Source organism: Cedecea selenatireducens (assembly GCF_042138895.1).
Lineage (GTDB): Bacteria > Pseudomonadota > Gammaproteobacteria > Enterobacterales > Enterobacteriaceae > Cedecea > Cedecea selenatireducens.
The window spans coordinates 30,418-48,057 of the sequence record NZ_JBHIKW010000018.1 but is presented as its reverse complement, the minus strand read 5'-3'; the positions used below and the strand labels follow the sequence as shown (position 1 = coordinate 48,057).

Here is a 17,640-nt window from a genome sequence, read left to right as displayed (position 1 = left end):
GGAGGGCTGGCGACGATGCGGATATTATTTCACTGCTTTTGGCACCGCCCGAGGCGAGGTTACCAGACGTTTCTTCTGTTTATTTTCAAAACGGGTGATCCACCACCAGGCAAGCCCGGAGAACACTGCGGTCATAAAGACGTTAATAAAGAAGGCGTTAACCAGATCCACACCCGGCGGGAACGCAGAGGCGGCCATGCTGACCACAAAAATAATCATCAGCATAGAAACGACGCTCATCCCAACCGCTTTTGACCCCATGCGGAAATCACGCGGGGTGTCATCGTGCTTCCAACGGAAGACAAAGTAGGCCGCCATAATAAATATTGGCGGCAACATCGCCGTCCCCGCCGTCAGGTTGATGGCGGTATTCATCATCTGTTGGACGCTGGCGGAGCCGAAGCCGTTAACAATAAGCATCAGCAGCACAAAAACAAACTGCCACCACGCCGCACGCACCGGCACGCCGTGTGCATTCAGTTCGGTGGTTTTCTTGCCATAAATTCCTTCCGGGATTTCCGAGAAGTGAATTTTGACCGGGGCCGCCGTCCACATCATCATGCTGCCGAAGATGGCGATAAACAGAATAATGCCGACAAAACGCCCCATTAGCGCTTCAGGAATATGGAAGTACGCGCCAAGACCGGTAAAGATTTCCACCATTCCCGCCGCGTAAGTGAGATCTTCTCGTGCGACAAAAACGTTCACTAATAGCGAGCCCAGGGCGTACATGCCGCCGATCAGCACCCCGGCGGTAATGATCACTTTGATGAAGGATTTCTGCCCGCCTTTTGTATCATTCAGGTAAGCCGCAACGGTTTCTGCCCCGCCCGCCGCCTGGAAAATCCAGCACATGATGCCAAGCGTTGCCCAGTTGATGGTCGGCGTCATTGCCGCCAGCGTAATCGGCTGCGCCGGTACGTGCCCGCTGCCCAAAGCCGTGAAAGCCCCGACCACGTAGATAGCAAACAGCGCAAAGACGCCGTAGGCCACGCATTCAGAAATTTTCCCCAGCCACGTCGCGCCCTTGGTCGAGATATGGGTTGCCATCGCAAACAGCACAATCGAAATCAGCGACGTCACCATCGGCGAGAACGGTATTGAGTACCCCATAATGGCGTAGGAGGCATAGGCCACGACGTTCGGCAGTAATGAGAGGAAGAAGAACAGATTCACAAACCAGTACAGGAATGAGCCCAGATAGGCCGCGCGAGTCCCCAGCGGCTGCTTCAGCCAGGCGTACATGCCTGATTCAGAATTTTTATTCGCCGAGACAAATTCGGCGATGATAAAGACAAAGGGAATGAAGTAAACCACCGTCGCGAATAAGAAAATCGGCGCTGAACTCAGCCCTAACTCGATATTGTTATTGACGATATTTCGTACGTTAAAGACCGCCGTAAATGCCATCGACAGCAGGGCGAACTTGCCTATTTTTGCCCGAATTGATGTGGACATACGTCCTCCGAAAATTCACATCCCCCGTTATGGGGAAGTACAGGGAAGACCAGCGGGGCGTGCCGCTGGCCTTGGTGCGCACCGTAACTAGCGTTATTTATTAAGAAAATAGCCGTCTTCAATAGTGACTCTGAGGATCACTTTTTTTACCCATTCATCGCTGATAAAGCGGTAAGCCTCTTCGGTGTCGCAGATAACCATCTGCCCCTCGTTTACCGTCACGATTTCACCGACGCCTTTCAGGTATTCCCGATCGGTTTCGTCCCGGTAGCAGGCCACCGTTCGCAGCTGCTCTTTCGGCGCGAACTCAATTTTTTGCCGCCCCTGAAGGTAGTAATGCACGTCGAAATAACGACGACTCCCCGCAAACAGCGCGTCAGTACAGCTCTCGGTGCTTACCCGATAAGAGAGCGAGTCACCGATGGAGTGGGCCACGCCGGGGCGAATATTGTCGATGTTATTGATGGCTTCCACGCAGCGCTGCCACTTCCGGCCGCTGTGATAGACCTGCTTAAACTCTTCTAAATTATCGAGAACTCTCATTGTTCAGCCTCGCTATGTGAAACAGGAGAAAAGAAATCAGCGCCGAAGTTATGATGCGCGAGCGCCTGCGAGGTGCTGCGCCCGCCTTCCAGCGGCAGCAACGTAAAACCGTAATTGAAAGGTTTAAGCCACACGCGCCAGCTATCCAGCACTTCGCTCCCCCACGAGTTGGAGCCGAGTCCGAGCAGTTGAGCGTCAATGTTTAGCGTGATGTCGTCGCTGCGCCGAAGCTCATTACAGTGCTGCGCGGCGTGCAGGTTTTCAGCGGTGTAGTGCCAGGCACTAATGTTGATGGGTTGGCTTGGCACCACCAGCAGGCCGCTACCGTGACGGTCGGTAAACGACGCCCAGCGCACATGCTGGCGGTTGCCGTTGTTCTGCGGGAAGGGATAGTTGACGAACATGTCATCAACGGTGGTGCGCCAAAGATCGATGATGTTGCTTTGCTGGCTGTCGGCGTAGTTCTCGCCGGGGCCACGGCCGTAGTAATCAACCTGCTCAAACTCGCCGTTGATCCCCAGCATAAAGCCGATGCACGGCACGATATGGGGATAATCACCGTAGCGCTCGCCCTGCAGCTCAACGTTGATATTCCCCTGGGGGGTAATCTGCCAGCGATAGGTGCAGCGCATACCAAAGTCGAATACCGGCGGTGCAACAATCGTTCGGGTAGAGATAACCGCCGTGTCGCCGTGCATTTCAGCGTTAAACTCGCGTAAATGCTCCTGCATAATCGGCAGGTGCGCGGGTTCCCACAGCCCTTCAAACTCCTGCTTATGGTTATCAATCATCGGCTTGAAGAAGTTGATTTTCGGCTCACGGGTGACCTGATTAACCCCATTCACCTGCCACTCGGTCAGCTTGCCGCTCACCTTCGAGAACACGACGTGGAAGTTGTGCCCAATAATGCGGTAGCTCAAGCGTTCGTCGGCAACCTGCAGCGCCGTGGCGCTGGTATTTATCCACGGCGTTTTTGCCGCCGTCTGCGCTTTTAGCGGGAACTGATATACCGCAATGGCGTGATTAGCCTCGCTGTACAGGGTGCGGGAGTCTTTGGTCACGCTGATATTGATAAAGGTTTCACGCTCATCAAGCTTCGGCAGCGCAATGCTGACCTCGCGGGCGCTGTTGGCGGCCAGCCCTTCCACTTTCAAACGCTGGCTGGAGAGTGTTTCGCCCTCGGCACGGATCTCCACGTTCAGGGTGTAATCGTCCAGACTAGAGAACCACAGTTTGTTCTCAATACGCAGAATGCCGCGCTGAAGATCTTCGACCCGGACTTTTACCGGCGCAATGACCTGTTTGTATTCCTGTAGCCCTGGCCCCGGCGTTTGGTCGGAGAAGATCAGCCCATCGAGGCAGAAATTGTAGTTGTTCGGGTAGTCGCCGTAGTCGCCGCCGTACTTGTAGAATACCGTGCCGTTTTCATCGCTGGCCTGAATACCGTGATCGCACCACTCCCAGACGTAGTGGCCCTGAATGCTGTCGTGTTGATAAAAGACATTTTGATATTCGGTCAGGCCGCCAGGGCCGTTCCCCATTGCATGGGCGTATTCACAGATAATGCGCGGCTTAGCATGCGGATATTCCCCAAACTCGTTCATCAGCGGCACACGGGTATACATGGTCGAAATAATATCCACGACCTCTGCATCACGATCCTCTTCATAATGAACAAGGCGCGTATCGTCCAACGCTTTGCAGGCGCGGTACATCGCACGAATATTGCAGCCGTAGCCGGATTCATTCCCCAGCGACCAGATGATGATTGACGGGTGGTTTTTCTGCGCATGAACGTGACGCACGATGCGCTCGACGTAGATGTGTTCCCACTCCGGGTCGTCGGTGATACGGCTCAGGTTGCCGACGTTGGCGAAACCGTGTGATTCCACGTCCGTTTCTGCCATCACGAACAGGCCATAAATATCACACAGTTCGTAAAAACGCGGATCGTTCGGGTAGTGGGCGGTACGCACTGAGTTGATGTTGTACTGCTTCATCAGCTGCAGATCTTTTTCGACGCGATCCATCCCCACGGCGCGGCCTTTCAGGTGGTCGTTGTCGTGGCGGTTGACGCCGTGCAGCATCAAATAGTGGTTGTTGACGTAAAACAGGCCGTCGCGCACTTTAATATCGCGGAAGCCAACGCGCTGCGGGATGATTTCAAGAATTTCACCTGCGGCGTTTTTCAGCGTCAGCACCAGGTGATACAGATATGGATTTTCTGCCGACCACTGCTGAGGGGCTTTTACCTCAATCGAAAAATCGGTATTAAGCTGCCGATCAACCGTTAAATGCTCTTTCACCCCGTGATAAAGCGCAGTGTCGCCATCGAACAGGGTGTATTCCAGCGTGGTCCCGGCGGCTGGGGTCGCGAGGTTCTCCAGCATTAACTGGCAGGCAAGTGTCGCATCGCGATAGTCATCGCTAAAATCAGTCCGCAGCGTGAAGTCCTGCACATGCAGCGGATGTTTCCCTACCAGGTACACGTCACGGAAAATCCCCGCCGTCCACCACATATCCTGATCTTCAATGTAGGTCGAGTCCGCCCATTGCATGACGCGAACGGCCAACAGATTGTCGCCAGTTTTCACCGCCGCACTGATATCAAATTCGGCCGTCAGGCGGCTCCCTTTACTGAACCCGATATACTGGCCGTTAACGTAGACTTCAAAATAGGTTTCTACGCCATCAAATTTGATAATCGTTTGTTTACCCTGCCAATTATCACCGAGGGTAAACACACGCTGGTACGCGCCAGTCGGGTTGTCGGTTGGCACAAACGGCACGTCAATCGGGAACGGAAAACCTTCATCGGTGTACTGCAACTGGCCGTGGCCTTCCATCTGCCACATTCCCGGCACGGTAATTGAGCCCCAGCCGTCAATCATCTCAGCGGTAAACGCTTCAGGAACCAACAATGGATTGGTAAAGAACCGGAAGTTCCACTGCCCGCTGAGGGATAAGAAATGATTACTGTTTTCACGCACAAACGAACGCGCTTTCGCCAGCGAATCATAAGCGAAGAAATAGGCGCGCGGCGGCAGCCTGTTTTCATGAGTAAGTTGAAGATTTTCCCAGCGATTCATCTCGCCTCCCTGTACGCACTAAATAATTGCGTTTTATTTTAGTAAAACTTTTACTAAATAAAATAAGCAGAGACGATTTGCTTTAACTCGATCACAAAATGAGCATTCGGGACAGGGGTGTATCAGCAGGTCAGGGATACCGCCGGAAAACGGTTGTTCTCCGGCGCCAGGGGAAGAAGCTAGCGCGTGGTACCGCGCAGTTTGAGGACGCTGGGAACAAACACATTGAGCGGCAGAGCACGGCCATCACGGGCTTTTTCAACCAACAGATTAACGCCCTGGCTGCCCATCATTTCGGAATGGATACGCACCGTGGAAAGCGGTGGGAAGGTAAAACGTGCGGTTGGGATATCGTTCACGCTGATCAGCGAAATGTCGCCCGGTATCTTCAGCCCACGTTCATGGATGGCTCGTAAAACGCCAATCGCGATGGAGTCTGACGCCACAAACAGCGCAGAAGGATAATCGCCCTGGGCCAGCATCGTCTTTGCCAGTTCGTAACCCGATGAGCTTGAGAAACCGCCGCGCCAGATGTCGTCCTCGGACACTACGCCCTTCAGGCGGCCATATTCGGCGAAGGCTATCTCACGAATATCCGCTTTTCCTGGCCGATCCTGACCACCAATGAACCCAATACGCGACACGCCCTGGGCAATAAAGAAATCGATAACCTCTTTGGCAATCCTGACCAGATCAATGTCTACGGCATCGTACTGGCCGCCTGGCTCGTGAAAATCGATGAAACAGAGGTTATCTGTCATCGCGCGAAGGGTTTCACGGGTCCCATCAGAGGGCTGCCCAATCACCAACACGCCGGTCACCTTTTTTAGCTCCGGCAGGGCATGGCCGAGATAACAGTTCGTTAATTCGATCCCTAATTTTTCACATTGCGTTTCAATCCCATGGCGAATAGCCAGGTAGTAAGGATCGTTAATTTCCAGATCTTGCTGATAGCTGTAGAGCGCCAAAAAATGATGCTGGCCTACGGGATTGGCCAACATTCTGCGCGAACTGCTGTTTTTATATTCCAGCTTTTCCGCTATTTCGAGTATCCGCCGCTTGGTTTCTTCTTTCACGTTCAGGCCTGGGTCGTCATTCAACACCCGCGACACCGTCGCCAGTGAAACGCCCGCCTCAACCGCAATGTCTTTCAATGTCGCCATCTTTTTCCCTACCGGACAAAGCTCTTTGTTTGCCCATAGTGTAAAGCAAGCCTGGGGACATGCATCTGTTTTTAGTAAAAATTAGCGATTTTTTAGCCACTACGATGAGGGAACAAGATAAATAAATACGGGCGTCAGCCTTTTATCTATGCCATATAAAATTTTCGTCAACGGGATAAATAAAATTTATATACCACGGCAATAATGACGATGACGTTTACGAGCACCGTAATAAAAAACCATTTTCTGAACGGCTGTTTTTGCGTTTTATGGCGAAAAATTTTTTGGGCCAGAATCGCCCCGGGCCAGCCACCTACCAGACCAAAGATAAGCAATGTTGTCTCCGGCACGCGCCGCCAGGCCTTTACCGCAGCCAGTTTGTCACCGCCGTAAACCAGCAGCGTGAGCACATTCACCAGCCCAAACCACATAACCAAAGAGTGAGGCATCAAAGCGCTGCCCACCGCGGCGAGCACCAGAAGAAAATAGCAGAATTGGTTAAGGATCATAGGATATCGCAGCAATAGGTCATTGAAAATAAAACGTAATTATACCTAAAATTTCACATGGCTCTGCCAGTTAATTTGGATGTCCGGATAACAGCGGCTCAATCACGCCCGACAGCTGCGAAAGCAAATACAATACAAGGCCAACCGAGCCGCCCACCAGCGTGCCGTTAATGCGGATAAACTGCAGGTCTTTGCCGATGTTCAGCTCAATCTGCCGCGACATATCTTTTGCGTCCCAGCTTTTCACCGTGTCGCTAATGTGTCGGGTAAGAAACGCAGAGAAATCCGGCGCTACGTGCCGTGCCGCCTGCTCAAGATGCTCATTCAGCGAAGCCCGGAGCGAGGCATCGGCCATCAGCGTTTCGCCCAGCCACTGCCCCGCTTCGGCAATGCGCTTTTGCAGCCGGGAATCTTCGCTGGCGATGTCAGTTTTCAGCCAGCCGCGCAGGTCGTTCCAAAGCTCGCCGAGGTAAAGGTTAAACTTCTCATCCTCCTTCAGGTAACTTTTGATCGTTTCCGCTTTGGCGGCCATTTCCGGGTCATTTTTTAGATTGTCGATAAGCCGTTGAACCGCGCTATCAAAGGCGCGGCGAATCTGGTGCGTTTTGTCCTGGCTGACGTCATCCAGTAGGGAGTTAACGGCGTCGGACACCAGCTCCGCACTTTGCTCCCCCAGCCATTCGGTGGGCAACACCTTCGCCTTAACCGGGTGCTCGGTTTCCAGCCAGTGGACGATTTGGCGGGCAATAAATTCCCGGCTGGCCGGTTTCTCCAGCAGCGCCAGCAACTGAGCAATCACCGAGTCGAGCAAGGCCTGATGCCGGTTGTTTTTGGTCAGGCTTTCCAGCAGCATCGCGCTGGAGTAGCTGAGGTCGACTTTATCTATCGCCTTATGCACCGCGCGGCGAATCAGCCCCTGAATGCGTGCGTCGTCCGTCAGCGATAAAAACGCCTCCATGACCTTGAGCAAATGCTGCCCTACCCGCTGCGCATTGTCCGGCTGGCGAAACCAGTTGCCCATCATCTGCGCCGGTTCGTGGCGGCGAATAAGGTCAATCAGCGACTGGGTATCGAGAAACTTCTCCTGTACGAACTTGCCGAGGTTCTCGCCGATTCGGTCTTTATTACGCGGAATAATGGCCGTATGCCGGGAGATAAACGGGATCGGGACGCGGCGAAACAGCGCCACAACCGCAAACCAGTCCGCCAGCGCGCCAACCATCGCCGCTTCAGAAATAGCTTTCAGGCCGCTAACCCAGAAGCTTGGCGGCAGGAATAAGGTGGCGACAAACGTCGCGGCGGCAATCAGCAACAGCGAGAGCGCCAGCCGTTTTGCACGCTTTAATTCGGTGAGTTTTTCCATCATTTAAGCGTAGCGCCCGTCTCTGCCACCAGCCAGTCATGGAACAGCGTGACCTCCGGGCGGCGGCTGGACCGCTCAGAGCGAACGATAAAGTAGGCCCAGGTCAGCGGCCATTTGTGCTGCGGGAAAAGCTGGCGCAGCTGGCCCAGATCGATCGACTGCTGCACCAGCGCTTTGCGCACCACCGCCACGCCACGGCCGCTTAACGCCGCGAGGATCACCGCCGACGTGGAGTTAATATGCAGCCCGTTTTGCTCGCACAACGTTACGCCAACGTGCTGAGAAATTGTTTCCCAGTCCGGGAAGTTCGCGCCAGGGTGCGGCGTATCGTCGTAGATAAGCTTCTGCTTCGACAGCCAGTCGGCCTCGGTCACGCCGTTGAGCAGTTGCGGGCTGCAGACGATTACCGCCTCTTCATCCATCAGCCAGGTCGACTGCAAACCAGGCCAGTTGCCGGGGCCACAGCGAATGCCTAAATCGGCTTCACCGTGCAGCACGTCGGTGAGTTTTTCGGTGACGTTCAGACGCAGGTCGATGCTGTCGTGCTGCTCGGAAAAGCGATTCAGGCGCTCCATCAGCCAGTTCATCATCAACACCTGCGAAGCCGTGATCACCACCACGGCTCTCGCCCTGGCGCCACGCAGCTTATTCAGACCCTGCTCGAGGCCGTCCAGGCCGGCGGTGATATCCTGCAGCGCGTCTCTCGCCTCATCAACCAAAGTCAGCCTTTCTTTCCCGCTCCTCGTGCGGTGCAGCAGCGGATGGCCGACCCACTCTTCCAGCGAACGAACAAGCTGCCCGACGGCGGCGGGGGTTACGCCCAGCTCTTGCGCTGCCCCGGTAAAACTGCCGTGACGTGCGGTGGCTTCAAAGGCGTGGAGCCATTTCAGGCGATTTAGCGATCTCATGTTTTCTCTTCGCAAAAGACGACATACCGACAAGATAGTTTTTCTTTCTCGATATGCAAGTTCTTATGCTTCGTCAGGCCCAAATGGGTTTGGCATTCTGTCGCCATTCCGGAGGCCCACAGCAGGCTGCTTCCTCTTATTAAGCCAAAAGAAACGAGGTCATCATGTCTACATCATTCGCAGGTAAGAAACTTTTAGTTGTTGGCGGCACCAGCGGTATGGGCCTGGAAAGCGCCCGTCAGGTGCTGGAAAACGGCGGGAAAGTTGTGCTGGTCGGCAACCGCGTCGAGAAAGCCGAGCAGGCACGTCAGGCGCTATCTGCCCTGGGCGAAGTGTCCGTCATCGTCGCGGACCTGATGAGCCGCGAAGGGATGCACAAAGTGATGGAGGTGATTAACGCCGGGCACCGCGACATCAGCCTGCTGGTGAACGCCGCCGGGGTTTTCTTCCCGAAAGCCTTTACCGAACATGAAGAAGCGGATTACGACATGTACATGAGCATTAACCGCGCAACCTTCTTTATCACTCGCGAAGTGGTGAAAAACATGGTCGCAGCAGGGATTAAAGGCTCTATCGTCAACATCGGTTCCATGTGGGCACAGCAGGCTATCGGCGCCACGCCTTCTTCCGCCTACTCCATGGCGAAAGCCGGTTTGCATGCGCTGACGAAAAACCTTGCTATTGAACTGGGTTCACACGGCATCCGCGTGAACGCGATTTCCCCGGCCGTAGTGCATACGCCAATTTATGAAGGCTTTATTCCTAAAGAGGATGTGGCGGACGTGATGGGCAGCTTCGACAGCTTCCACCCAATTGGTCGCGTCGGCACCCCGCGCGACGTCGCAGAAGTGGTCAACTTCCTGCTGTCTGACAGCACCACCTGGGTCACCGGCGCGCTGTGGGACGTGGACGGCGGCGTGATGGCAGGCCGCAACTAGGCACGACAGCCCCTCACCCCGCCCTCTCCCCAAAGGGGCGAGGGAGAAAACAAAAGCTATGGGAAACATTGTTTATCCCCTCTCCCTTCCAGGGAGAGGGTCAGGGTGAGGGTAAAAATAAGAAGCGAGGCTCGGTTCCGGCTTAAATCGCCTCCGTTTTCTCTCCGACTGGCCAGGGTCCGGCCGTCGGGAACGGCCGGAGGCTGAGAGCGTCGGGAACGCATCTCAGCCGACCCAGGACTGATTCAGTGGCTACATATAAAAATGTACTGGAAGTGAACGGGACATATCCATTCCAGCATAAAGATTCAAATAGCCCTTCCCCCTTGCGGGGAAAACAAGCAGCTATGTTCTATCCCCATACGGAATAGCAAAATGCCTTATTTCCCCGTCAGATCACGGCGAAAAAACATCGTTAGTGCCAGGATAAATGAAACGTAACCAAAAGGAGATTAACGATGTATAAAACCATCTTAATGCCGGTGGATGTTTATGAAATGGAGCTCACGGACAAAGCCATTCGCCATGCCGAATATCTGGCGAAGGAGTCTGAGGGCACTATCCACCTTCTGTACGTTCTGCCTAAATCCCCGCTGTTTAATACCCACGGTTTTTCCTCTGACATCCGCAAATTCGACGAATATCTGAAGAAAAACGCCGAAGAAAAGATGGAAGAATTACGCGGGCACTTCTCGCTGCCGAAAGAACGCGTGGTGCTGGAGATCCGCTACGGTTCGGTGCGGGATGAGGTTAACGAGGTCGCGCAGGAAATTCACGCGGATGTGATTATTGTCGGTTCGAAGAATCCGTCTATTTCTACTCATCTGCTGGGCTCTAACGCCTCCAGCATTATTCGCCACGCCCGCTTCCCGGTCTTCGTTGTCAGATAGAGAGTAAATAAATAGCCTGCTTATGCAGGCTATTTTAGTTCGAGTTAAATAACGCTTCCCCAGACTAAATTCCCCTGATGGAAGGTCGCGGTTCGCGGAGAAATACGCGCCACGGCTTCTGCCGAACAGGATGCATCCACCAGCACGAAGCTCGCCTCATCCTCTGCCTTCGGCCACACCTGCTTGCCTTTGTCGTCCAGCGGCAAAATATTGCCGGTGGCAATGGCCAGCGAACGCGACAGGCTCAGCTCGCTCGGGCGAACGTAAAGCTGGGCATAAAGGTTGGCTTTTTCCAGCATGTCGCCCAGCCCGTAAGGCGACCAGTGGTCAATCACGCTGTCGGTACCGGTCATCACCAGCACGCCCTTTTGCTGTAGCTGCTTGAGCGGCATATGCAACGTGCCGATAGGCACGGTGGAGGCAATGCTAATCTGCTGGGCCGCCATACGCGTGGCAATGTCATCCACCTGCTGCGGGGTTAAGGTCGCCAGCGCAAAGCCGTGGCTGATGGTCAGTTTGCCTTTAAGCTGCGGGGTTTTCTCCACCGTTTCCACCATGTAATTCACCGCCGCGACGCCCGCCGGGCTGGTTTCATGCAGGTGGATATCCACGCCTTTGTCGTAATCAAGCGCAATCTGGAACATGGTGTCGAGCGACTTCTCCATGGCGCCGTCAACGTTGGTTGGATCCAGGCCGCCGACGTAGTGTGCCCCGGCCTGCATCGCTTCGCGCATCAGCGGTTCAGATTTCGACAGCAGCAGGCCATGCTGCGGAAACGCCACGATTTCGCAGCTCAGCCCGGACTTTCTCTGCTCCAGCACCGCCTGCAGGTTTTCAAGGTTTTTCAGGCCGGAAACCGGCTCGATGTTGCAGTGGCTGCGGGCAATGGTTGAACCTTTGGACTGAATAAGATCGATAAGCTTGCCGGCACGTTCGCGGGTATACGGCTGCAGCTCAGGCAGAATTTTACGCTCGTAGGCAATCATATCCATGATGGTGGTGCCTTCCGGGCGGTTATGCACCTGCCACGGGCCGCCGTAGAACGTTTTGTCCAGGTGAATGTGCATATCGCGCATGGCCGGGAGCAGCAGTTTGCCGCCAGCATCATAAGCGTGCAGAGAACCGTCCGGGTGAGATTTATTGGCGCGCAGTGCCTCAATTTTGCCGTCTTTGATTTCGAGCGTGTGCAGTTCGGTGCGGGTGCTGACGGCGGTTTCGCCCTCGTAGTTAAACCCTGTTTCCAGCAGCACGTTGTCCAGGTAATAGTGTTTTTCACTGAGGGTCTTCATCTGGCTGCCGCTCTCGCTAACATTTGCAGGTGTTTTTGCGGCCCAGGCCGCGGTTCCGGCTGCCCCAAACAGCGCACAGGCGGCGGCGACCTTGCCGCCTCCGCTGATAAAATCACGACGGCTTTTTTCAATTTCAGTCATTTTTATTTTTCTACCCAGAGAGATTAATAGAGGTGAGGTTTACGGCGGCTATGCGCCCGCGTCTCTCAATAATTGAGCAATTTCGCGGTAGCCTTTTTCTTCGGCCAGCTCCAGCGGCGTTTTGCCGTACTTATCCGTCATGTGCGGATTAGCGCCGTTTTCCAGCAGCAGAGAAACGATCTCTTGCTGCTTTTTACCGCCGTCGTTCAGCACGATGGCCTCAAGCAACGGTGTCCAGCCGAGGAAATTGGTGTGGTTGACGTTGATCCCGGTGTGTTCCAGCAGCTCACGCACAATCTCAACGTGGCCTTTTTCGCTGGCAGGCGTAATACCTACGCCGCCAAAACGGGTTAAGCGAGTCAGGTCCGGCCTGGCGGGTAACAGCAGGCGTAACAGTTTGAGATCGTTATTCAGGCAGCTAATCAGGAAAGGGTTGAAACAGGTTTCATCCTGCTGATTAATGTCCGCGCCTGCGTCAATCAACAGCGCCACGCAGTCATATTTTTGGCTCAGGCTGGCGAGGGTGATCGCCGTTCTTCCCTGGCGGTTGGTCACGTTAATGTCCACGCCACGTTCCAGACATGCCTTAAGCGTTGCGGCTTCCCCTTCCAGGGCCGCCGTCAGAAACCCGGTAACCAGCTCTTTTTCAGACATACTGTTCTCCTGTCGTTCGCGGTTATTGCTGAAATTCGAGAATAACAACGCCCTGGCGGGAAGAACATCCGCTTAAAAAAGATTCATCGCTGATGCCGCTATTGTTGAATGCATTTTAATAATCCCTCGAAAATGTGTCAGAATCCCCCATTGCGCGCCGTGAAAAGGGAGCACGAAATGAATTCCATCTTTACCGAAGAGAATTTGCAGGCTTTTACCTGCGCCGCCCGCTACGGCAGCTTTAGCCGCGCGGCCGAAGAGCTGGGCGTGACCACCTCCGCGATCAGCTACACCATTAAGCGCATGGAGACCTGGCTCGACGTGACGCTTTTTATCCGTAATACCCGCAGCATTGAGCTGACCGAATCCGGGGTCTATCTCTACCGCAAAGCCAGCGATTTATTGAACGATTTTCAAGGGATCCGACGGGGAATTGACACGATTTCGCAGGGGATCGAAGCCAAAGTCAGGATCTGCATAAACCACCTTCTCTACACGCCTCAGCATACCGCCAGCCTGTTACAAATCCTCAAACAGCAGTTCCCCGGCTGCCAGATAGCCATCACCACCGAGGTGTACAACGGCGTTTGGGACGCGATGCTCAACAACCAGGTTAACGTGGCGATTGGCGCGCCGGATGCCCTGCTGGGCGGCGGCGGCATTGACTACACGGAGATTGGCGTCATCCGCTGGGCGTTCGCCGTGGCGCCCGGTCATCCGCTGGCGGCGGTGCAGGAACCTATCCCCGAAAGCCAGCTCAGGCTGTATCCGAACATCATGGTCGAGGACACCGCCTCCACCATCAATAAAAAAGTGGGCTGGCTGCTCCACGGCCAGGAAGCGATTGTAGTGCCGGACTTCAACACCAAATGCCAGTGCCAGATCCTGGGCGAAGGCATCGGCTTTCTGCCGGATTACATGGTGCGCAGCGCGGTAGAAAGCGGCCAGTTAGTCACCCGCCAGGTGCACAACCCGCGCCAGAATTCACGCATGTTACTCGCCACCCAGCACGCGGCGACAGGCCAGGTGACCCGCTGGATCAAACAGCAATTTCAGCCCGGCGGCGTACTGGCCGGGCTATATCAGGACTTGATGTACCAGGACTAACCCGCCTTTCAGCATCTCGCAATCAGGAATAACTGCGCTTTTATTAGCGCAGTTTAATAATCGCTAAGAGCGTAAAAATAAAAATCACAATTATTCACAAAAAGTATTTATCGCTAACAAATAAACGCTTTTTTAATTAAATAAAATAGCAATTCATGCGTTTGAAAATTTAATAAATTGCTAACAACTGACCGATGTGGAATTAATTACGCTCACCTGCAAACCTATAAAATTTATTTAGGGGTTAATCCTGATGTCAGAAATTATTTCAACACCTGTCACTTACCAGGTCGATAAGCAAACCTTTGAAGGCGCGCTGGTCTATCAGGCAAACCACAGCGCTGCGCTCCCGGGCATTCTGATCGCCCCAAACTGGATGGGCGTGAGCGCCGGTGCAGTTGAACAGGCTAAAGGGATTGCCGCGCAGGGATACGTTGTGCTGGTCGCCGATCTTTACGGCCAGGGCAAGCGCCCGACCAACGCCGATGAAGCCGGTGCCCTGATGATGGAAGTTAAAGATACGCCAGCAGAAGTGGGCCGCATGCAGGCCGCGCTGCAAGCGCTGGCCGCACAGAAAACGGCGGCTGTCGACGGCAGCAAGCTGGCGGTTGCGGGCTTCTGTTTCGGCGGGCACTGCGCGCTGGAGCTGGCAAGAAGCGGAGCGGATATCAAAGCGGCCGTCTCTTTCCACGGCACGCTGGATACCCTGAAAACCCACGCAGCGGGCGAGATCAAAGCTTCTCTTCTGGTGCTGGACGGCGCGGAAGATCCGCTCGTGCCGCGCGAGCAGCTCGCCGGGTTCGTCAGCGAGATGAACGCTGCGTCGGTAGACTGGCAGCTGGTTAGCTACGCCGGAGCAGTTCACTCGTTCACCGATCCTGGCGCCAATGTTGAAGGCGTGGCGAAGTACCACCCGGAAGTGACAAAACGTGCTTTCGCGAAGATGTACGGCCTGCTGGGCGACGTTTTTAACTGATGCTCATGGCCTCTGTGCGCAGAGGCCGCTTCACCTTCCCGGCTTCAGAAAATGCCTTTCTGGCGAATCTTTTTCATTTTTTCTGCCGAAGCCGCCACTTCGCTTAATGCCACCTCTTCGCTGCCTCCACGAGAGGCTTCCACTGGCGCAGCGCCTGGTTCACCGCGCCGCAGCTGCTGCAGCTGGCTATTTTGCTGCTCCAGCAGGTGATTCATTTTTTCGATTTCTTCCCGCAAACGGGCAAGCTCTGCCGCATTGTCCTTCTCAGCACGAGAGGTTTTTTTCGCCGGAGCGGGCTTCACTGTTTCCAGCAGCAGCTGTAACTGCTCTAACTGTTGCTCAGAAAATTGCTCGCTCGCGGCTGCCCGGGTCGGAGTCCCTTCAGGTAAAAGCCCACCGGCGCTTAGCTCGTCCATCAGTTCCGGCAAGGTCAGCGAGTCCCTGCCGATAGATTCGGCAATGTGCCCGCACGCTCGGGGGCTCAGCCGCTGAAGCTGAAGGCCTGCCAGATAGACGTGACGATGGAACCCACGCATCTCCATGGCCATATCTTCGCGCGATCGCCCGCTCTGCTTTAGCCCTTCATGCCATTGCCGTAACTCAGAAAAAGCGCGCTGGTCGGCCTGCGAATCATCCGGGCGAAGATGAAGCGAGAAGTTAACCCGCTTCGTCCGGCTGTTATGCATTTTCCTCTACCTCAAGTAGCACCGGTTCTGCAACGGATTCTGCGCCGGAGTCAGAATGGTAGAGGCAGATTTCCCGGGAAAGCGCGCTTTGCGGCTTATCAATCATCACCACCCTTTCACCCAACGTGGAATAAGCTTCGCGGATGGCGGACTCAATCAGCGGCGCGCCGCCGCCAACCAGGTAAACGCGGTTTGGATTTTTGGCAAACTTCTTCGCTTCATAGGCGACCTGATCGCCCAGTTCGGTGATTTTTATCTCAATGCGCTGCAAAATATCGGCAATGCGGCTTTCATCGTTCACCACGCTTTTCACAAACGCCATGTCGTCGCGACGTTTGATCAGCTCGTTTGCCACCAGATAGCTTGAGTCGCTGGCTGCCGCAGCCAGCGCCTTGCGGGTTGCATCCGTGACCATCGCCACGCCGATTTCGTTGTTGCCGTAAATAGCCGAAACGTCGTCAAATTCACCGACAATCACCCCCATATCCAGCGTCGTTCCACCGCAGTCGATCACCAGCGATTTGGTAAACTCGCTGGCGTCAGAGTCCAGCAGGTGCGACAGCGCGGCTGGCAGGCTTTCCGGCATAACTTCCACGCCGACGATGTTAAACAGCTCGCCTTTGTTCAACGAGATCTCGCGCATCAGGTTCTGACGCTTAGCCTCAATGCGCTCTTCGTTGCGCTGGCAGTCGTCCGGGTTATAAAACTGCGTGATCGGCAACGTAACGACAACCTCGACATCGCAGGCCTCAAGCCCGGTTTGCAGCAGCGCATGGTGCACGGCCAGCAGGTTTAAATCGTCATATTGATAGTCAATGTGCGTGGTGGAGAGCGCCTTGTCGGAAGTGGCATCGTAGGTGTATTTGGTGGTGCCGATAGTGTAGTTAAACACTTTCTGCCCGCGCAGCAGGGCCGCACTTTTCCAGTCTTTACGGAACGAATTCGGAGACACCACCGTCTTGAGAATACCGTTCTCAATCCAGCTGATTTTTACGTTGGTGGAGCCATCATCAATGGCGAATTTCATACGAGCGTGGGACATGTGGAGTTTCTCAATCTATACATTTAGCAGCCTGATTAGAAAATCAGCCGCATCGATATTAAACGTGTAAATAAGTGAAGACAGAAAGGCAATATAATTACTTATTTATAACAAATGAAAACAGCTTCACTAAACATACAACAATGATACCTTAAAAAGGCTTTTGGCTGAATAAAAACACAACACGCAAATAATAAACGCACCATAAAAAGAAATAAAAACCAATAAAAACAGACAAGTAAAACAAACACATCAACTTCTAAAATATAAATCACCAGCATTACCAAAAACGAAATGGAAATAAAAATTCCATATTAAAGGAATATATTTTTCCGCATGCGGAAATTTTATTTCCCCACGACTAAATTTCATATTTCAATACATAGTCTGATAAACGAACCTTTACCCCCGTTAGCTGCCGGCATGTTCATTTGCACCCGACTGCCGTTTCCCGGACAATAGCCTTTTAACTTCAGGCTAACAACGTCATGAACCATCCACATCAAGCGCTATTGAGCGCGGGCGGCATTTTGCTGCTGGCCTTTCTTTCGTGCCTGCTGCTGCCGGCTCCGGCGTTAACGCTGACGCTGGCGCAAAAGCTCATCGACACCTTCCACCTCGTCGATCTCAGCCAGCTCTACGTTATCCTGTTTTGCATATGGTTCCTTGTGCTGGGCACTGTCGAGTATTACCTGCTACGTTTTATCTGGCGCCGTTGGTTCTCGATTACCCGCATCTGAACCCCAAAGTTAAGGTGCCGTTTTCTGAATAAACGGCACCGCTCAAAGTACCATTCCCCTACTCCTCCCTCTCTATTTGCCTGATACACGCAGGTATTATTTCGGCCCAATAACCGCTAACACTAAAGGGGTAATCGTCTACCC

Annotated in this window: 16 protein-coding genes; 5 read left to right on the top strand and 11 right to left on the bottom strand. The window is 53.9% G+C overall.

Going from position 1 to position 17,640, the window contains the following annotated elements; all coding sequences use genetic code 11:
- Nucleotides 1-24 precede the first annotated feature (24 nt).
- The 7 genes from ACE38U_RS20600 to ACE38U_RS20570 all read right to left on the bottom strand — a co-directional run bounded on the left by ACE38U_RS20600 (nucleotide 25) and on the right by ACE38U_RS20570 (nucleotide 9,033).
- Complete coding sequence (locus tag ACE38U_RS20600) at nucleotides 25-1,458, bottom strand: amino acid permease (RefSeq protein WP_038474935.1); 1,434 nt, start codon at nucleotides 1,456-1,458, stop codon at nucleotides 25-27.
- Nucleotides 1,459-1,551: 93 nt separating this feature from the next.
- Nucleotides 1,552-2,001 (bottom strand): beta-galactosidase subunit beta, encoded by a 450-nt coding sequence (locus ACE38U_RS20595; RefSeq protein WP_038474937.1) that lies wholly within the window; start codon nucleotides 1,999-2,001, stop codon nucleotides 1,552-1,554.
- Nucleotides 1,998-5,090, bottom strand: coding sequence for a beta-galactosidase subunit alpha (gene ebgA, locus ACE38U_RS20590; protein WP_375530455.1), 3,093 nt, complete (start codon nucleotides 5,088-5,090; stop codon nucleotides 1,998-2,000). Before ebgA ends, ACE38U_RS20595 begins: the two co-directional genes overlap by 4 nt.
- A gap of 179 nt (nucleotides 5,091-5,269) precedes the next feature.
- Entirely contained in the window at nucleotides 5,270-6,253 is a 984-nt protein-coding gene (ebgR, locus tag ACE38U_RS20585) for a transcriptional regulator EbgR (RefSeq protein WP_375530454.1), read from the bottom strand.
- Between the two features lie 167 nt (nucleotides 6,254-6,420).
- Complete coding sequence (locus ACE38U_RS20580; protein ID WP_375530453.1) at nucleotides 6,421-6,762, bottom strand: DUF1294 domain-containing protein; 342 nt, start codon at nucleotides 6,760-6,762, stop codon at nucleotides 6,421-6,423.
- Nucleotides 6,763-6,832: 70 nt separating this feature from the next.
- Nucleotides 6,833-8,125 (bottom strand): DUF445 domain-containing protein, encoded by a 1,293-nt coding sequence (locus tag ACE38U_RS20575; RefSeq protein WP_375530462.1) that lies wholly within the window; start codon nucleotides 8,123-8,125, stop codon nucleotides 6,833-6,835.
- Nucleotides 8,125-9,033, bottom strand: a complete 909-nt coding sequence (locus tag ACE38U_RS20570) for a LysR substrate-binding domain-containing protein (protein WP_375530452.1) — start codon at nucleotides 9,031-9,033, stop codon at nucleotides 8,125-8,127. Before ACE38U_RS20570 ends, ACE38U_RS20575 begins: the two co-directional genes overlap by 1 nt.
- A gap of 164 nt (nucleotides 9,034-9,197) precedes the next feature.
- Here ACE38U_RS20570 and ACE38U_RS20565 point away from each other — a divergent pair, with 164 nt between their 5' ends.
- The gene (locus tag ACE38U_RS20565) at nucleotides 9,198-9,971 is read left to right on the top strand and encodes an SDR family NAD(P)-dependent oxidoreductase (protein ID WP_375530451.1); all 774 of its coding nucleotides are present in this window, start codon (nucleotides 9,198-9,200) and stop codon (nucleotides 9,969-9,971) included.
- 458 nt (nucleotides 9,972-10,429) lie between these two features.
- Nucleotides 10,430-10,861 carry a universal stress protein UspG gene (uspG, locus tag ACE38U_RS20560; protein WP_038474952.1) on the top strand — a complete coding sequence of 144 codons (432 nt, stop codon included), beginning with the start codon at nucleotides 10,430-10,432 and terminating at the stop codon, nucleotides 10,859-10,861.
- Between the two features lie 44 nt (nucleotides 10,862-10,905).
- Here the strand turns inward: uspG and ACE38U_RS20555 are convergent, their stop codons facing one another.
- Nucleotides 10,906-12,291, bottom strand: coding sequence for an amidohydrolase family protein (locus ACE38U_RS20555; protein ID WP_375530450.1), 1,386 nt, complete (start codon nucleotides 12,289-12,291; stop codon nucleotides 10,906-10,908).
- 48 nt (nucleotides 12,292-12,339) lie between these two features.
- On the bottom strand, nucleotides 12,340-12,945 hold the full coding sequence (locus ACE38U_RS20550) for an ankyrin repeat domain-containing protein (protein WP_038474956.1): 606 nt from the start codon (nucleotides 12,943-12,945) through the stop codon (nucleotides 12,340-12,342).
- A 177-nt stretch (nucleotides 12,946-13,122) separates the two neighbouring features.
- On the opposite strand from ACE38U_RS20550, the gene ACE38U_RS20545 reads away from it, so the two are divergent.
- Together ACE38U_RS20545 and ACE38U_RS20540 are read left to right on the top strand one after the other, a co-directional pair.
- Entirely contained in the window at nucleotides 13,123-14,052 is a 930-nt protein-coding gene (locus ACE38U_RS20545; protein WP_176982959.1) for a LysR substrate-binding domain-containing protein, read from the top strand.
- Between the two features lie 253 nt (nucleotides 14,053-14,305).
- Nucleotides 14,306-15,028: a dienelactone hydrolase family protein gene (locus ACE38U_RS20540; protein ID WP_038474960.1), complete on the top strand. Its 723-nt coding sequence runs from the start codon at nucleotides 14,306-14,308 to the stop codon at nucleotides 15,026-15,028.
- Nucleotides 15,029-15,072: 44 nt separating this feature from the next.
- On the opposite strand, the gene ACE38U_RS20535 is transcribed toward ACE38U_RS20540, so the two are convergent.
- Nucleotides 15,073-15,714: a hypothetical protein gene (locus tag ACE38U_RS20535; protein ID WP_375530449.1), complete on the bottom strand. Its 642-nt coding sequence runs from the start codon at nucleotides 15,712-15,714 to the stop codon at nucleotides 15,073-15,075.
- A complete protein-coding gene (gene parM / locus ACE38U_RS20530; protein ID WP_375530448.1) occupies nucleotides 15,707-16,756 on the bottom strand; it encodes a plasmid segregation protein ParM domain-containing protein in 1,050 nt (349 codons plus the stop codon). Before parM ends, ACE38U_RS20535 begins: the two co-directional genes overlap by 8 nt.
- A gap of 488 nt (nucleotides 16,757-17,244) precedes the next feature.
- Between parM and ACE38U_RS20525 the strand changes: the two genes are divergently transcribed.
- Nucleotides 17,245-17,496, top strand: coding sequence for a DUF1158 family protein (locus tag ACE38U_RS20525; RefSeq protein WP_038474967.1), 252 nt, complete (start codon nucleotides 17,245-17,247; stop codon nucleotides 17,494-17,496).
- Nucleotides 17,497-17,640: the final 144 nt, after the last annotated feature.

What these genes read in the sequence shown, in the direction of transcription:
- ACE38U_RS20600 (WP_038474935.1), bottom strand. Translation starts at nt 1,458, where the DNA reads ATGTCCACATCAATTCGGGCAAAAATAGGCAAGTTCGCCCTGCTGTCG.
- ACE38U_RS20595 (WP_038474937.1), bottom strand. Translation starts at nt 2,001, where the DNA reads ATGAGAGTTCTCGATAATTTAGAAGAGTTTAAGCAGGTCTATCACAGC.
- ebgA (WP_375530455.1), bottom strand. Translation starts at nt 5,090, where the DNA reads ATGAATCGCTGGGAAAATCTTCAACTTACTCATGAAAACAGGCTGCCG.
- ebgR (WP_375530454.1), bottom strand. Translation starts at nt 6,253, where the DNA reads ATGGCGACATTGAAAGACATTGCGGTTGAGGCGGGCGTTTCACTGGCG.
- ACE38U_RS20580 (WP_375530453.1), bottom strand. Translation starts at nt 6,762, where the DNA reads ATGATCCTTAACCAATTCTGCTATTTTCTTCTGGTGCTCGCCGCGGTG.
- ACE38U_RS20575 (WP_375530462.1), bottom strand. Translation starts at nt 8,125, where the DNA reads ATGGAAAAACTCACCGAATTAAAGCGTGCAAAACGGCTGGCGCTCTCG.
- ACE38U_RS20570 (WP_375530452.1), bottom strand. Translation starts at nt 9,033, where the DNA reads ATGAGATCGCTAAATCGCCTGAAATGGCTCCACGCCTTTGAAGCCACC.
- ACE38U_RS20565 (WP_375530451.1), top strand. Translation starts at nt 9,198, where the DNA reads ATGTCTACATCATTCGCAGGTAAGAAACTTTTAGTTGTTGGCGGCACC.
- uspG (WP_038474952.1), top strand. Translation starts at nt 10,430, where the DNA reads ATGTATAAAACCATCTTAATGCCGGTGGATGTTTATGAAATGGAGCTC.
- ACE38U_RS20555 (WP_375530450.1), bottom strand. Translation starts at nt 12,291, where the DNA reads ATGACTGAAATTGAAAAAAGCCGTCGTGATTTTATCAGCGGAGGCGGC.
- ACE38U_RS20550 (WP_038474956.1), bottom strand. Translation starts at nt 12,945, where the DNA reads ATGTCTGAAAAAGAGCTGGTTACCGGGTTTCTGACGGCGGCCCTGGAA.
- ACE38U_RS20545 (WP_176982959.1), top strand. Translation starts at nt 13,123, where the DNA reads ATGAATTCCATCTTTACCGAAGAGAATTTGCAGGCTTTTACCTGCGCC.
- ACE38U_RS20540 (WP_038474960.1), top strand. Translation starts at nt 14,306, where the DNA reads ATGTCAGAAATTATTTCAACACCTGTCACTTACCAGGTCGATAAGCAA.
- ACE38U_RS20535 (WP_375530449.1), bottom strand. Translation starts at nt 15,714, where the DNA reads ATGCATAACAGCCGGACGAAGCGGGTTAACTTCTCGCTTCATCTTCGC.
- parM (WP_375530448.1), bottom strand. Translation starts at nt 16,756, where the DNA reads ATGTCCCACGCTCGTATGAAATTCGCCATTGATGATGGCTCCACCAAC.
- ACE38U_RS20525 (WP_038474967.1), top strand. Translation starts at nt 17,245, where the DNA reads ATGAACCATCCACATCAAGCGCTATTGAGCGCGGGCGGCATTTTGCTG.